We start from the raw sequence: 13,579 nt of genomic DNA, 5'->3' as shown, positions 1-13,579 counted from the left end.
TCATATTGCAACTTCTTCAGTGCTGGGTTTAAGACTCAAAGTCAGCGCTCAATCCCTTACTACAAAAACGCCCGCAATGTATCGCTAGCTTGGTCGATGGAAACAACGCCATCCAAATGGCCTCGATCGCCTTCCAGGGTTTCAAGCGTCACCTCAGTGCCATCTGCCTCAATTAGCTCGGCGGTTCGACGCACACCTTCAGGCGCGAAGACGAGGTCGTTTTCGCTATACAGCATCAGTGTCGGTGCTTCGATGGCGGCAAGTCCTTCCTCTAGCGAGTCGCCGTGGCCTGCCATAAAGGTTTGGTTGGCGCGCACCAGATAGAGCAGATGGTTGGCATCGGAGGTGGCCGCACGGGCGGCGGCGATGTCATCCAGCGTTTTCTCAATCGCGTAGCGGGCGTTGATATCCTGGGCTGGGTCGCGCTCTTCGTCGGCCCAATCGCGGTTAAAGGTTTCGTTAGCCCACTGCCAGTGGTTGGCGTTGAGTGTCACCAGTTTTAGCGCTTCTTTTAGCCCGTCGATAGGCGGTTCGCCGTCGTAGTAATTACCCTCGTTCCAGTTGGCGTCTAAACGAATCGGCGCGGCCCAGGCGCTTAGGGTTGCCAGCAGCCAAGGGTCGGCAACGCCGCCGCCAATCACTGAGATTAGCCGTTCTACTCGGTCAGGATAGGCGCTGGCCCACTCGATAGCTTGTAGCGCGCCCATCGAAGCACCCATCACCGCATGCAGCGATTCAATGCCTTGGCTTTCGAGTAGCTCGCGCTGTACCTCGACAAAGTCGCGGATGGTGACGACCGGGAAGTCCATGCCCCAGGGCTCGCCGGTGTCAGGGTTGATGGAGGCGGGCCCGGTGGTGGTGACATTGGGATCATTGGCATTTAGGTTAACCAGCGTATCCGAGGAGATGATGTAGTACTCATCGGTATCGAGTGGCTTGCCGGGGCCAATGATGGCATCCCAGTAGCCGGTCGGCTGCCCATTTTCCTCATAGCGGCCTGCCGCATGGCTGGTGCCAGAGAAGAAATGGGTGATTAGAATGACGTTATCGCGGGCGTCATTGAGCTCGCCGTAGGCTTCCCAACCCACCGTGACGTTGGGGATCGTCTCGCCGCCATGGGTAGTGAAGCTGTCCATTTCGAAGGTCTGTTTCTCGACGACCCCATCCCAGGCCCACAGAGGAGAAGCTAGAAGGAGGCCAAGGCCGGAACAGAGCGTTGCCGTGAACAGCGCGTATCGTGTAGATGCCATAGGGTTGCCTTTAACGAGGGGTTATTGTGATTGTTATGGGCCACCGGCAGTGACCGCCCTCTCAGCGTAGTAGACCCTAGCGCATTTTAAACGGATTCAACCCATTAGCTTGCTGCATCATCATGCGCTTGGCGAACGGGAAGCGCTCGGCTATTTGCAGGCTTAGATCGCCTAGTTGGCGCAGCGGCTTGGCGCCGGTAAACAGGTGGTGAAAGCTGTCGGTGGCAGCGATCATTGCCTGGTTGGCCGCGCGGCGCTGGCACTCAAAGCGCAGTAGGTTGACATAGTCGCCGGGGTCGCGGCCCTGGATAATGATCTCGGCAAGGGTGTCGGCATCGTGCAGGCCGATATTTAACCCCTGGCCTGCCAGCGGGTGCACCACATGGGCCGCGTCGCCAATAAGTGCCAGGTGCTTGCCGATATAGCGGTGGGCATGCTGGCGCTTGATGGGGAAGCTGGCCCGGGCGACGATGCGGATGAGGTTGCCCAGGCGTTTAGGGAAGGTCATTTCGATGGCTGCTTTAAGTGCCTCATCGTCAAGCTGTTCGCGGGCTTGGGTGGTGCTATCTGTGTCGTACCACACCAAGGAAGCGCGATGGCCTGGTAGCGGCAGCATGGCGATGGGGCCTGTAGGGGTGAAGACCTGCCAGCTGACATCCTGCTGGGGCAGCTCAGTTTCCACGTTAATGATCATCGCCCGCTGATGGTAGTCGTGGCTACTAACGTTAATCCCCGCTAGCTCACGTAGGGTCGATTGCGCGCCGTCGGCGCCGACGATCAAACGGGCGCTTAGGGTTTTGCCATTATCCAGCTCCAGCAGGCGGCCAGTGCTTGAGGTGATCGTACTTAACGGCGCGCATTGGGTGTAGCAGGTGACGCTGGGCAGCTGTTCTAACCGTTGCCATAACGCGTACTGCAACGTGCGGTTTTCGATAAAGATGCCGAAGTCATCCATGCCACTATCCTGAGCGGAAAACAGCGAATGGCCGGTGCCGTCCTGGTTGGAGACATCGATATGCCGAAAAGGGCAGCAACGCTCCTCAGGTAACGTCGTGCCGCTGGCCTTAACGAACGCTAACGAGCGCGCATTCAGCGAGGAAATACGCAGGTCATAGTCACCGCTAGGGGGAGTAGGGGAATCGCCGTGCTCCACCAGCCCAACGGAGAAACCCGCATGACCCACGCGAGCCGCCAGAGCGGCGCCCACCATGCCGCCACCGACAATAATAATGTCATGATCGTGCTGCATAAGAGTATCTCCTGGGTGCACAATAACCGTTAGAGGGCGCATTGCATGGCCCGCTGTTGCTATACAGTATCGTTGAGTTTGAGCCACATTGCCTAGAGGTGAACGATTGACGCAGGCCGTGGAAATTGCAGAAAGCGTTGCCCAGGCGGGCGAGGAACTGGCTGATTTTATTCAGCGGCACCCAAGACTGTGGGTGATTACCGGTGCCGGTGTGAGTACCGACAGTGGCATTCCGGACTATCGCGATGCGGATGGTCAGTGGAAGCGGCCACCCCCGGTGCAGCATGGCGACTTCATGAGTTCTCATCACGTTCGCCAGCGCTACTGGGCCCGCGCGCTGATCGGTTTTAGCGCCATGCGCGAAGCCCAAGCCAGCGGCGCACACCGTGCGTTGGCCGCGCTGGAGTCACAGGGTTATATCCAGCAGTTGGTGACCCAAAACGTTGACCGTTTACATCAGCGCGCTGGTTCCCGCCGGGTGATCGACCTGCATGGTCGAGCGGACATGGTGAAGTGCATGGTGTGCGACTATCAAATGATGCGCCACGCCATGCATGCCGAAATGGCGCGCATGAATCCGAGCTTTACTGGTTTGCAGGCGGGGCACGCTCCGGATGGCGATGCCGACCTGGAAACTGACTTCAGCACCTTTCGCATTTTCGACTGCCCGCGCTGCAGCGGCATCCTGAAGCCTGACGTGGTGTTCTACGGCGATGTGGTGCCCGCCGAACGGCGGCTTGCAGCGCAGGTAGCGCTGGCAGAGTCGGAGGCGGTACTGGCAGTGGGCACCTCGTTGATGGTGTTTTCCGGCTACCGTTTTTGCCGCGCCGCCCATGAGCGGGGCATCCCTCTGGCATCGCTATCGCTCGGCGTCACCCGGGCAGATGCGCTATTGACCCACCAGTGGCGGGCGCCGTTGACGCCGGTGCTTGAGCAGGCTGTGCGCTGTTTGCACGGAAACTAGAGCGCCTGAAACACTGATAGCATTTCCTGGGAAACTTTTTACCATGCTCCTCATTGCCTGGAGCCAAAGTTTGCCCGTTCGATATGTTTTTTGGCATCGTCCCAAGGCAATCTGCGTTTGCGTGCTTTCATCAAATCAAGGGAGGCTAAGCTCTCCTCATTGGACAATAGCCCGAACTCAATCATCTCAGTGAACACCCATAGCGTGCCTCTTATATCAACACCTTCGCGCCCAGCAAGGGCGCGCAGATTATTGTCTCCCGTAAGCAACGGGCAGGCTTCCTGCTTAGCTAAAGCCAGCGCTAGCCTGTCGTACAAGCCGGGCTCTTCGCCATGCTCTTCTCCCAAGGTGATCGCATAATCGATGTACAAGGATTCAACAACGAGTGTTTTTAACCCCATATCAATTAGGTACGGGCTGCCGTCTTCAATTTCTTCTTCATAAAGCACGTCAGGCATAGCGAAAACATAAGGAAGCTGAAAGAGTGTTTCCAGTATGCCCCCAGCCTCTAAATCAATTATTACGTTGGCGTCACTGATGAGTAACAGCATCAGCAGACTCCATTAGGCGTTCTCGATAGAAGCGCATTCTTGGGATGCCGAGCAGTTCAGCCGCCTTTGCCTCGGAAATAAGGTCTTCTGCTAATGCCCGATATACTAGCTGCTCAAATAGAGAAGGGGCTTCGTTAGGTAGCACCTCGCCGGGCTCGTTAGTCCTCCAGCCGCGAGCCGAGAACATTCGCATCGTTGCCTCTCGCAACCCGTCATGGATAACGCCACATTGAAACGCACGCATTACCCACCCGGCCATTGAAAGGCCGTACTCATGCTTTAGATGGTAAAGTTCTTGTGGCTCTAAGCGCTTTCGCTGAGAGCCAAGCTCCTTAACAACGGACTCTCTTGGGGCTAAAAACGCGCCAGCAAAACGGTCGCATGCCTTTTCTTCATTTACTCCGTCCGTCAATCGACCTGCAAAAAGCACGTGAGCCAGTTCGTGGGCGAGAGTAAAACGCTGGCGATCCCCAGGCCAGCGAGAAGACACCACTATGACAGGGTAGTACTGCCCATCTACTGTCATTGCTGTAGCAGTCATGCCCGGAAATGCTTTGTGTTCCACGTCGACTGCCATTACCAACAACCCCAAGGGTTCAAGCTCTGCGGTCAGGTCGGCAATTGGATTTAACCCAAGCTCCCATGCGTGTCGTACATTCTCTGCGATGCCCTCAATCTCGTCCAAATCTTCTATTTGGCGAGGTACACAACCAGGGACTGCGAAGTGTGGAATGGGCAACTCGGGGAACGCGTTAAGCAATTCGACACGTTTCTCAATCATTTCCGTAATGCGGATTTGTATAGCGTCAGAACGCTTCTTCCCAAACGTGCTGTGTTTACGAAATTCGATGTTCGACAACGTTACCGTAGACTTTCGGAAAAAATATTCTGTGCGAACGCCACACGCTTTAGCGATCTTGAGCAATTTAGAGGAGTCGGGTGTTGCTTTACCTTTTTCATACTTCTGTATTGCCGCCTTGGAAACCTCAAGCTGCTGGCCCAACGCTTCAAGCGTCAAGTCAGCAGCAAGGCGTGCCTGATGGATTCGTTGACCTAGCATAGATGTCACTCGGTTTACTTTTATAAAAGTATTTTGTGAAAAGTAAACCTTGTGCCAAACAATAACCAGCGGAAAAAATTCACAGAAATCTTTATTAAGAGAAAAGTGACCGGACTTTATGCTCACGTACCAGCCAGCAGCCAAGCATATCTCTCGCCACTTCAAGCGTGTCCCGATTATAAAAATCCCTTGGCAGTGGCGTCAGCTCGCTGTTTTTAACATTTGGTATGTTTGGCAACATCGCCTCGGCGTTTAGTTGAGTAGAATGCTAGGGTATTAGGTAGATATCGCCATCAATAGCGGAGCCTATCGTGCTGCCATTCGAACATCTCTATTCCACCTTGCCTGAACCCCTCTGGATCGCCACCCAAGCAACGCCTGTGGCCAGCCCGGAGCTGATTGCGTTCAATGCGCCGCTTGCCCATGAGCTAGGGGCCACAGAGCTACCTGACTCTACAACGCTTGCCGATTGGTTTAGCGGCAACCAGCCCATGCCGGATGCCAAGCCGGGCGCCTTAGGTTACGCCGGGCATCAGTTCGGCAACTTTGTGCCGCAACTGGGCGATGGCCGTGCGCTGCTGCTGGGCGAAGTGATCGATCAGAATGGCGTTCGCCGCGATGTGCAGCTAAAAGGCAGCGGCCGCACGCCGTTTTCCCGCGGCGGCGATGGCCGTTCGCCGTTAGGCCCCGTGCTGCGTGAGTACCTGGTCAGCGAGTTCATGGCGGCGATGGGAATTCCCACCACCCGTGCCCTTGCGGCCGTGGCGAGCGGCGAGCGAGTGGTACGGCAAATGGCTGAGCCCGGCGCCGTCTTTACCCGCGTGGCGAGTAGCCATATTCGCGTGGGTACCTTTCAGTTTGCCGCTGCACAGCGGGATGAAGCATTGCTCAAAGCCCTGGCGGATCATGTGATTGCGCGCCACTACCCGGATGCCGCCAACGCAGAAGATCCCTATATGGCGCTGCTGGAAGCGGTGGTCGCTCGTCAGGCGGTGCTGATTGCTCGCTGGATCAGCGTCGGCTTTATTCACGGCGTGATGAATACCGATAACTGCAGCATCGCCGGCGAAACCATCGATTACGGCCCCTGCGCCTTTATGGAGCAGTTCGATCCGCAGAAGGTGTACAGTTCCATCGATCAAGGCCGACGCTACGCCTTTGCCAACCAGCCAGCGATTGCTCAGTGGAATCTGGCCCGCTTTGCCGAAACGCTGCTGCCGTTGATGCGGGAAGAGGGCGACGCGGTCATGGAGCAGGCCACTGACGCCATCCGGCGCTTTGAATCACTGTTCAGCGCCGAGCAAGTCCGCCTGCATGCCGATAAGCTCGGTTTAGCGGCGGAAAGCCCTCAAGCCGAAGCGCTAATGGAAGGTCTCGAAAGCCAGATGCATCAGGGGCGGATGGACATGACCGCCACCTTTGACGCGCTCACGCAATACGCTTCCTCGCCGAGCGATGAGTACCGCCAGGCACTGCTGGCGCTGACGACTCAGCCTGGCGAGTTGACCGCGTGGCTGGATACCTGGCAGCAAGCGCAGATAGCCAGCCAAGATAGTGAGCGTTTTGCGGCCATGCGAAGCGCCAACCCGGTCATTATTCCCCGCAACCACCGGGTTCAAGAGGTCATTGATGCCGCTTACGACGGTGACTTTACCCCTTTCCATACTCTGCTGGCGGTCGTCACCCAGCCATTCGATGACTCCGTGGAAGCGCGTCGTTTAGCGGCGCCCGCCACGGAAAATGAGCAGGTGCTAAGAACCTTCTGTGGCACATAACGCCTATGCTAGACTGTGTTTTTTTACAGTTGGAAGGCTAGCCGGTGCGCAAAATCATTCACTGCGACTGTGACTGCTTTTATGCAGCAGTGGAAATGCGCGATAATCCCGCGCTGCGGGATATACCGATTGCGATTGGCGGCAGCGTCGAGCAGCGCGGGGTGGTCGCCACCTGCAACTATCCCGCCCGCGAATTTGGCATTCACTCGGCCATGCCGATGGCTCAGGCACTCAAGCGCTGCCCGCATCTCACCGTGATCCGCGGTGAGATGGCCAAATACAAAGAAGTTGCCCGCCAGGTCTTCGCCATTTATCGCGATGTGACTGAACTGATCGAACCGCTCTCCCTGGATGAGGCCTTTCTGGATGTCTCGGAGGTCACCCAGCATCACGGCAGCGCGACGCTAATGGCTGAAGCGATCCGTGAACGGGTCAGCCGCGAAGTGGGGATCACCGTTTCGGCGGGCGTAGCGCCCAACAAGTTTCTGGCCAAAATTGCCAGCGACTGGAACAAACCCGACGGCCTGTGCGTGATTACGCCGGATAAGGTCGATAGCTTCGTACAACAGTTACCGGTCAAGAAAATCCACGGGGTAGGGCCCCGCACGGCCGAGAAACTGGCGGGGCTGGATATCCACACCTGCGCCGACCTGCGTACCCGCACGCTGACCGACCTGGTCGAGCACTTTGGCCGTTTTGGACGGCGACTGCATGAGCTGAGCTGGGGGCGGGACGAGCGCCCGGTGAAAACCCACCGGGAGCGCAAGTCGGTTAGCACCGAACAGACCTACGCCCAGGATTTACCCAACCTCGACGCCTGCCGCCGTGAACTGCCCGCGCTGATCGAAGATTTAGAGCGCCGCTACGCACGGCTTGACCCGCCACTGGCGGTGCGCGGGTTAATCGTAAAAGTGAAGTTCAACGACTTTACCCAAACCACCGTCGAACACGCCGACCCCGCGCCTAACCTGGAGCAGTTTGAAACTCTGCTTAACGTTGGTTGGGCCAGGGGCGAGCGGCCCGTCCGCCTGCTTGGAGTAGGGTATCGACTGGCGGACAACAGCCAGGAGCATCAATTGTCGCTGTTTTAATTAGCCTGTTAATCCTTTTGTCGATTGACGCTCATGCAGGAGCGCGTTAAAACAGATGTATGATAGGCGGCGTAAATAATCATGTTTCACATTAGCCGTCTTCCTGCCTTTTTAACGCGCGAGCCTTGCCATGTCTGCTAATGCTGCCCAACGTCCTCGTTTAGTGTTTGCCCATGCCAATGGTTTTCCGGGCTTAAGCTATCGCAGCCTGCTGAACCCACTGGCAGAGACCTTTGATCTGCACCCTCTGGATCGCTTGGGTCACCACCCTGACTACCCCGTTAATCATAACTGGGGCAACTTGGTGGATGAGCTGCTGAGCTACCTACCCGAGACGGATACGCCGCTTCTGGGCGTGGGGCACTCTTTGGGTGGCACGCTAATGGCCATGGCCGCGGATAAGCAGCCCGAGCGCTTCTGCGGGGTGATTATGCTTGATCCCCCTTTGATGCTGGGGAAGGACGCCTGGGCAATGAAAGCCGCCAAGCGGTTTGGCTTTGTGGATCGAGTTACCCCTGCTGGAAAAACCTTGGGTCGGCGCACCGTGTGGCCGAGTCGCGAAGCGATGGCAAGCTCGCTGGGTCGCCGGGGGCTGTTTCGTCGCTTTACCCCAGAGGCGCTCAACGACTACATTGAAGCAGGGACGCGCTTGCTAAACGATGGCAGTGCAGAACTGACCTTTGATCCTGGTATTGAGGTGGAAATTTTCCGCCACCTGCCGGATCACCTATCGCGCCTGCCGCAGCGTTTGGGCGTACCGTTAGAACTGGTGGCGGGCAAAGAGTCCCACCTATTGACCGCTTCACGTATAAAACGCTTGAAGCGTAGAGGGCTATCGGTGAGTGAAGTCCCCGGTACGCATATGTTCCCGATGGAGCATCCGGACGAGACCCGTGCCGCTATTTTGGCTGCCTGGCAGCGTTTATCCAGCGTCCGTCAGCCCCAAAACACAGCGTAAGGAGGCGTTATGTATCTTTCCGTACAGCTTAGCTATTACCCGTTGGCCGATGACTTCAAGCCGGTGGTCAAAGAGGTGGTGAAACGCCTTGAGGCGACAGGATTGGAAGTACACCCGAATCGCATGAGCACCCAGGTATTTGGCGAGTTCGATGCTGTGATGGCAGCGCTAACTGAGGTGATGAAGTGGTCGTTTGAGACCCATGGCAAAGCGGTCTTTACGGCTAATTTCCTCGAAGGCGATCGTCGGCCACGCTAATCACGCAGCATAGGCAACGCCGTCCACTGGGCGGCGTGTCGTTGTCTGGTCCGTTCGCGTCGCTATGGGACATAAATGGTTCCCAAATGACTGTAGTTTAATCCCTATACCAATCAAAAATAGGGGTTAAAAGAATGTTCCATCCTGCTGATTTAAATAACAAATTCCCTCGTTCAGGTAAAAAACTTTCGATAGCGCTAGGGGCACTACTCGTCAGTGGCTATGCGCATTCCCAGTCGGTCAGTATGGACTTCTCCAATGAGTATAATGCGTCCTCCATTCATGCTCAGGGCGATGCCTATTTTATTGATAAGCTTGCCGAATTAACCGATGGCGAAATTGATATCACGCTGCATACGGGTGGCTCGCTCGGCTTTAATTCCGGCGATCATTTTTATGGCGTGGCCGATGGCGCCGTCGAGATAGCTGATACCCTCTCGGGCACCATGAGCGGCATCAATTCGCTATTTCTACTCTCTTCGCTCCCCTTTATTGTCGACGACGTTGCCGATGCGCGGCGACTTTATGACATAGCGAAACCCTATTACGAAGAGGTGTTCGCCGATAATAACCAGGTGCTGCTGTATGCCTCGCCCTGGCCGCCGAGCGGTATCTGGTCGGAAGACGAGGTCGCGAGCCAGGACGATCTTGAGAGCCTGAAGATTCGCACCTTTGACCGTAACGGTACCGAGACATTTAGAAATGTAGGTGCCTCGCCGGTCAGCCTGTCCTGGGCCGATGTGGTACCCCAACTGGCCACCGGCGGTATCGAGGCGGTGTTAACGTCCGCCGAAGCGGGGGCCAATGCCAGCTTTTGGGAGCACCAGAATTACTTTGCCGGGGTTCAGTACGCCATTCCCCTTAACATGGTGCACATGAATCGCGATGCGTTCGAATCGCTTACCGACGCTCAACAGGATGCGGTCATGGAAGCGGCCAGCCTGACTGACCAACACAACTGGGAAGCGGTTGAAACGCGTACCGAAGAAAACTACCAGACGCTTAGTGAGCACGACGTCGTGATCAGTGATCCCGTCTCGGACGAGTTGCTAACGCCTCTCAAGGAAGCCGCCAGTGGCGTGGTCGAGAGCTGGCTGGAGAATACTGGTGATGACGGCGAGTCGATCTTGAGCGAGTTCCGAGGCGCCGAATGAGGGCGCTCAATGTCATTGAGCGTATCTCTAAGCTGCTCAATCGGGTCGGTGCTGTCATTGCCGTGCTGCTCATTATTTATATGCTCGGCCATATCCTGTTAGAGATAGCGCTGAGGCTGTTTGGCCACTCGACGTTTATCCTCGATGAGTATATCGGCTATGCAGTGGCTACGATGTCCTTTTTAGGCCTGCCTTATGTGCTGGAGAAGGGCGGGCTGATCCGTGTCTCTCTGCTTCTGGAACGCTTTCCTGAAACCATGCGCTGGCCGCTGGAGCTATTCAGCAGCTTGGTAACGGCAGGTTGCTTTGTGTGGCTCTCGACCTTCTGGTTTCAGAATGTTCTGCGTAGCTACAGCCGCGACACCGTCAGTGAAACCATGGCAGAGACGCCTATTTGGCTGCCGGAGAGCGCCATCCTCGTGGGCATGTGGTTAATTTCCATCACGCTGTTAGTCAGAGCCCTAAAAATAATGGCTCTGCGTTCAGGCTACTCGTCTAGCGTCAATTGAAGCAGCGACTAATAGGAAAGGCGTTATGGATATTTTTTGGTCGGCCGTCGGGGTCGGCGTACTGCTGTTGTTCTTTTTGTCGATGGGCACCTGGATTTTTGCATCCATGCTGGCCGTGTCCATTGGCTCGCTTTGGCTGTTTGGCGACTTCGGTGCTGATCGTATCGGTCTGATTTTTTCGCGAATTCTCTATCGTGCCAGTAATAGCTGGGAGTTATCGGCTATCCCGCTGTTTATATTGATGGGCGAGCTGATTTTTCGCTCCAATATTTCCGAGCGGCTTTTCAAAGGGCTGGTGCCGATCACCCGCCATTTGCCGGGCGGTATTCTCCACACCAATGTGCTTGGCTGTACGCTGTTTGCGGCGGTGAGCGGCTCCAGCGCGGCGACGACCGCGACGATTGGCAAAATCACCACCCAGGAGCTGAAAACGAGGGGGTACGATCGTAACCTATCGATCGGTTCGCTGGCGGGCGCCGGTAGCCTGGGGCTGTTGATTCCGCCTTCGATCGTGATGATCGTCTATGGCGTTCAGGCGGAAGTCTCTATTAGCCAGCTGTTCATGGCGGGGGTAGTGCCGGGCCTGTTAATTGCGCTGCTGTATAGCGTGTATATCGGCGCGAGGACCTATTTGTCGCCGTCGTTGGCACCCAAACAGGCGGCGACTGACCAGAGCGTAGGGCAATCCATTCTGCTTCTGCTGCCCGTGCTGGTGTTGATCAGCATCGTGATTGGCTCTATCTATAGCGGTATTGCCACGCCCTCGGAGGCGGCGGCGGTGGGCGTGGCCGCAACGCTGGTGCTGCTTGGCGTCGAGCGCCAGCTTTCGGCGCGGCTGTTTATTGAGGCGTTCAGAGGCACGTTAATCACCAGTATCATGGTGTGCAGCCTGTTGATTACCGCCACGTTGCTCTCCACGGCGATGGGCTACCTGCACCTGCCCCGGGAGCTTGCGGAGTGGATCGCCGCGCAAAACTTTACCCCGATGTCGTTGTTGCTGGCGCTGGCGGTTTTCTATGTGGTGCTGGGGCTTTTCCTGGACGGTATTTCGATCACCGTGATGAGCCTGCCGATTACGCTGCCGATCGTACTGCTGGCGGGGTTCGATCCCATCTGGTTTGGCATCTTCCTGATCATCATGATCGAGCTTGGCCAGATAACGCCGCCGGTCGGATTCAACCTGTTTGTGCTGCAAAGCCTGACAGGGGAAAGCATCAGCCGGGTGGCCCTGGCAGCGCTACCTTTCTTCCTGCTGATGTGCGTGGCGGCCTTGATCATCAGCTTATGGCCGGATATTGCCTTGTGGCTGCCTCGCTTTATGGCGGAATAAGCAGGTTAGGTATCCACACAAGTAAAACCGCCGCCCCAAATTTGGGCGGCGGTTTGGTTCTTGCTGACTAACGCTTAATTACACCAGCGAATCCAGGCAGGACTCAATAATATCCAGGCCTTCATTGAGCACGTCATCTTGAATGGTGACGGGCATCAGGAAGCGGATGGTGTTGCCGTACATGCCGCAGGAAAGAAGGATCAAACCCTCTTCGCGGGCTTTCTTGCATAGCGCGGCCGCTAGTTCTGGGTTAGGCGTATGGTCGGCTTTGTTCGACACCAGTTCAAAGGCAGCCATCGCGCCCATGTTGCGCACGTGGTCGATGCAATCAAACTTATCTGCCCACACGTTGAAGCGCTTGGCCAGCTTGTCGCCCAGGGCCTGGCTCTTCTCCAGAATGTTCTCTTCTTCAAACACTTCCATGACCGCTAGCGCCGCCGCACAGGCAGTGGGGCTGCCGGTGTAGGTGCCGCCCAGCGAGTTAGGGCCTGAAGCGTCCATCACTTTGTCGGTGCCTACGATGGCGGAAATCGGCATACCGTCGGCCATACTCTTGGCCATGGTCATAATGTCCGGCTCAACGCCGCTATGCTCAATGGCAAACATTTTGCCGGTACGGCCAAAGCCTGACTGCACTTCATCGACTATCATCAGCATGCCGTGCTCATCGCAGATTTCGCGAACCTTGGTCAGGAAGCTGGTAGAGGCCGGGTAGAAACCGCCTTCGCCAAGCACCGGTTCGAGCACGATGGCCGCGGTATCTTTGGGGTTGGCATCGGTTTTCAGCGTCATTTTCAGGCCGCGAATGGCTTCGTCTTCGCTAACGCCGTGGTAAGGCACCGGGTAGGGCGCACGGAAAACGGTGCCCGGCATGGGGCCGAAGTCGCTCTGGTAAGGCGCCACCTTGCCGTTCATGGCCATGGTGAAGAAGGTACGGCCGTGGTAGCCGCCATCGAAGCAGATAACGTTAGAACGACCAGTGGCGGCGCGGGCGATCTTGACCGCATTTTCCAGCGCTTCCGCACCCGAGTTGGCCAGCATGACTTTGGCATGGCCACGAACGGGCACGATGTGACTGAGTTTTTCCGCGACTTTCACGTAGCCTTCATAAGGCATGACCGTTTGGCAGGTATGCATCAGCTTATCGAGCTGGGCTTTTACCGCTGCGACCACTTTGGGGTGACGGTGACCTACGTTGAGTACGCCAATGCCGCCTGCGAAGTCGATAAAGCGGTTGCCGTCCGCGTCCCAGATTTCAGCGTTTTCAGCGTGGTCGGCGAACGCCGTTGCGGGGCTTGCAGCGCCAGCAGCGACGTATTTATGTTTTAGCTCGTTTAGTTCGGCATTGCTGCTCATGGCTTACTTCCTAATTGATGAGGATTGATCTTTTAGCATAGTGCTTAATAGGGGTGCCTGATAGGGGCCTGATT

The 13,579-nt window shown here is 56.4% G+C and carries 13 protein-coding genes; 8 read left to right on the top strand and 5 right to left on the bottom strand.

The annotated features are described in order from the left end of the window. Window positions 1-59 precede the first annotated feature (59 nt). Window positions 60-1,250 (bottom strand): E22 family MetX-like putative esterase, encoded by a 1,191-nt coding sequence (locus AC4EYZ_RS08070; protein WP_474191326.1) that lies wholly within the window; start codon window positions 1,248-1,250, stop codon window positions 60-62. A gap of 76 nt (window positions 1,251-1,326) precedes the next feature. After that, window positions 1,327-2,499, bottom strand: coding sequence for a UbiH/UbiF/VisC/COQ6 family ubiquinone biosynthesis hydroxylase (locus AC4EYZ_RS08065; protein WP_474191325.1), 1,173 nt, complete (start codon window positions 2,497-2,499; stop codon window positions 1,327-1,329). Window positions 2,500-2,605: 106 nt separating this feature from the next. Between AC4EYZ_RS08065 and AC4EYZ_RS08060 the strand changes: the two genes are divergently transcribed. Next, a complete protein-coding gene (locus AC4EYZ_RS08060) occupies window positions 2,606-3,463 on the top strand; it encodes an NAD-dependent protein deacetylase (protein ID WP_039858699.1) in 858 nt (285 codons plus the stop codon). Between the two features lie 50 nt (window positions 3,464-3,513). Here AC4EYZ_RS08060 and AC4EYZ_RS08055 read toward each other — a convergent pair whose 3' ends face one another. Continuing rightward, window positions 3,514-4,014: a PIN domain-containing protein gene (locus AC4EYZ_RS08055; RefSeq protein WP_138800933.1), complete on the bottom strand. Its 501-nt coding sequence runs from the start codon at window positions 4,012-4,014 to the stop codon at window positions 3,514-3,516. Further along, window positions 3,995-5,218 (bottom strand): helix-turn-helix domain-containing protein, encoded by a 1,224-nt coding sequence (locus AC4EYZ_RS08050; protein ID WP_474191324.1) that lies wholly within the window; start codon window positions 5,216-5,218, stop codon window positions 3,995-3,997. The genes AC4EYZ_RS08055 and AC4EYZ_RS08050 overlap by 20 nt, the downstream gene beginning before the upstream one ends. Before the next feature lie 167 nt (window positions 5,219-5,385). Here AC4EYZ_RS08050 and AC4EYZ_RS08045 point away from each other — a divergent pair, with 167 nt between their 5' ends. From AC4EYZ_RS08045 to AC4EYZ_RS08015, 7 genes are all read left to right on the top strand, one after another. After that, entirely contained in the window at window positions 5,386-6,849 is a 1,464-nt protein-coding gene (locus AC4EYZ_RS08045) for a protein adenylyltransferase SelO (protein ID WP_474191323.1), read from the top strand. A gap of 44 nt (window positions 6,850-6,893) precedes the next feature. Continuing rightward, a complete protein-coding gene (gene dinB, locus AC4EYZ_RS08040) occupies window positions 6,894-7,940 on the top strand; it encodes a DNA polymerase IV (protein ID WP_022520023.1) in 1,047 nt (348 codons plus the stop codon). A gap of 130 nt (window positions 7,941-8,070) precedes the next feature. Further along, window positions 8,071-8,898 carry an alpha/beta fold hydrolase gene (locus AC4EYZ_RS08035; RefSeq protein WP_022520022.1) on the top strand — a complete coding sequence of 276 codons (828 nt, stop codon included), beginning with the start codon at window positions 8,071-8,073 and terminating at the stop codon, window positions 8,896-8,898. Window positions 8,899-8,907: 9 nt separating this feature from the next. Beyond that, a complete protein-coding gene (locus tag AC4EYZ_RS08030; RefSeq protein ID WP_039858708.1) occupies window positions 8,908-9,156 on the top strand; it encodes a YkoF family thiamine/hydroxymethylpyrimidine-binding protein in 249 nt (82 codons plus the stop codon). A gap of 134 nt (window positions 9,157-9,290) precedes the next feature. Continuing rightward, complete coding sequence (locus tag AC4EYZ_RS08025; RefSeq protein WP_474192230.1) at window positions 9,291-10,310, top strand: TRAP transporter substrate-binding protein; 1,020 nt, start codon at window positions 9,291-9,293, stop codon at window positions 10,308-10,310. Continuing rightward, window positions 10,307-10,819, top strand: coding sequence for a TRAP transporter small permease (locus tag AC4EYZ_RS08020; protein ID WP_009286757.1), 513 nt, complete (start codon window positions 10,307-10,309; stop codon window positions 10,817-10,819). The genes AC4EYZ_RS08025 and AC4EYZ_RS08020 overlap by 4 nt, the downstream gene beginning before the upstream one ends. Before the next feature lie 25 nt (window positions 10,820-10,844). Beyond that, window positions 10,845-12,149 carry a TRAP transporter large permease gene (locus AC4EYZ_RS08015; protein ID WP_022520018.1) on the top strand — a complete coding sequence of 435 codons (1,305 nt, stop codon included), beginning with the start codon at window positions 10,845-10,847 and terminating at the stop codon, window positions 12,147-12,149. 78 nt (window positions 12,150-12,227) lie between these two features. Here the strand turns inward: AC4EYZ_RS08015 and gabT are convergent, their stop codons facing one another. Continuing rightward, window positions 12,228-13,505, bottom strand: a complete 1,278-nt coding sequence (gene gabT, locus AC4EYZ_RS08010; protein WP_009286758.1) for a 4-aminobutyrate--2-oxoglutarate transaminase — start codon at window positions 13,503-13,505, stop codon at window positions 12,228-12,230. Window positions 13,506-13,579 lie beyond the last annotated feature (74 nt).

The sequence above is a fragment of the Vreelandella sp. 162(4c) genome (assembly GCF_058152265.1).
The sequence above is the reverse complement of the archived record's forward strand: the minus strand, read 5'-3'. Positions and strand labels throughout refer to the sequence as shown.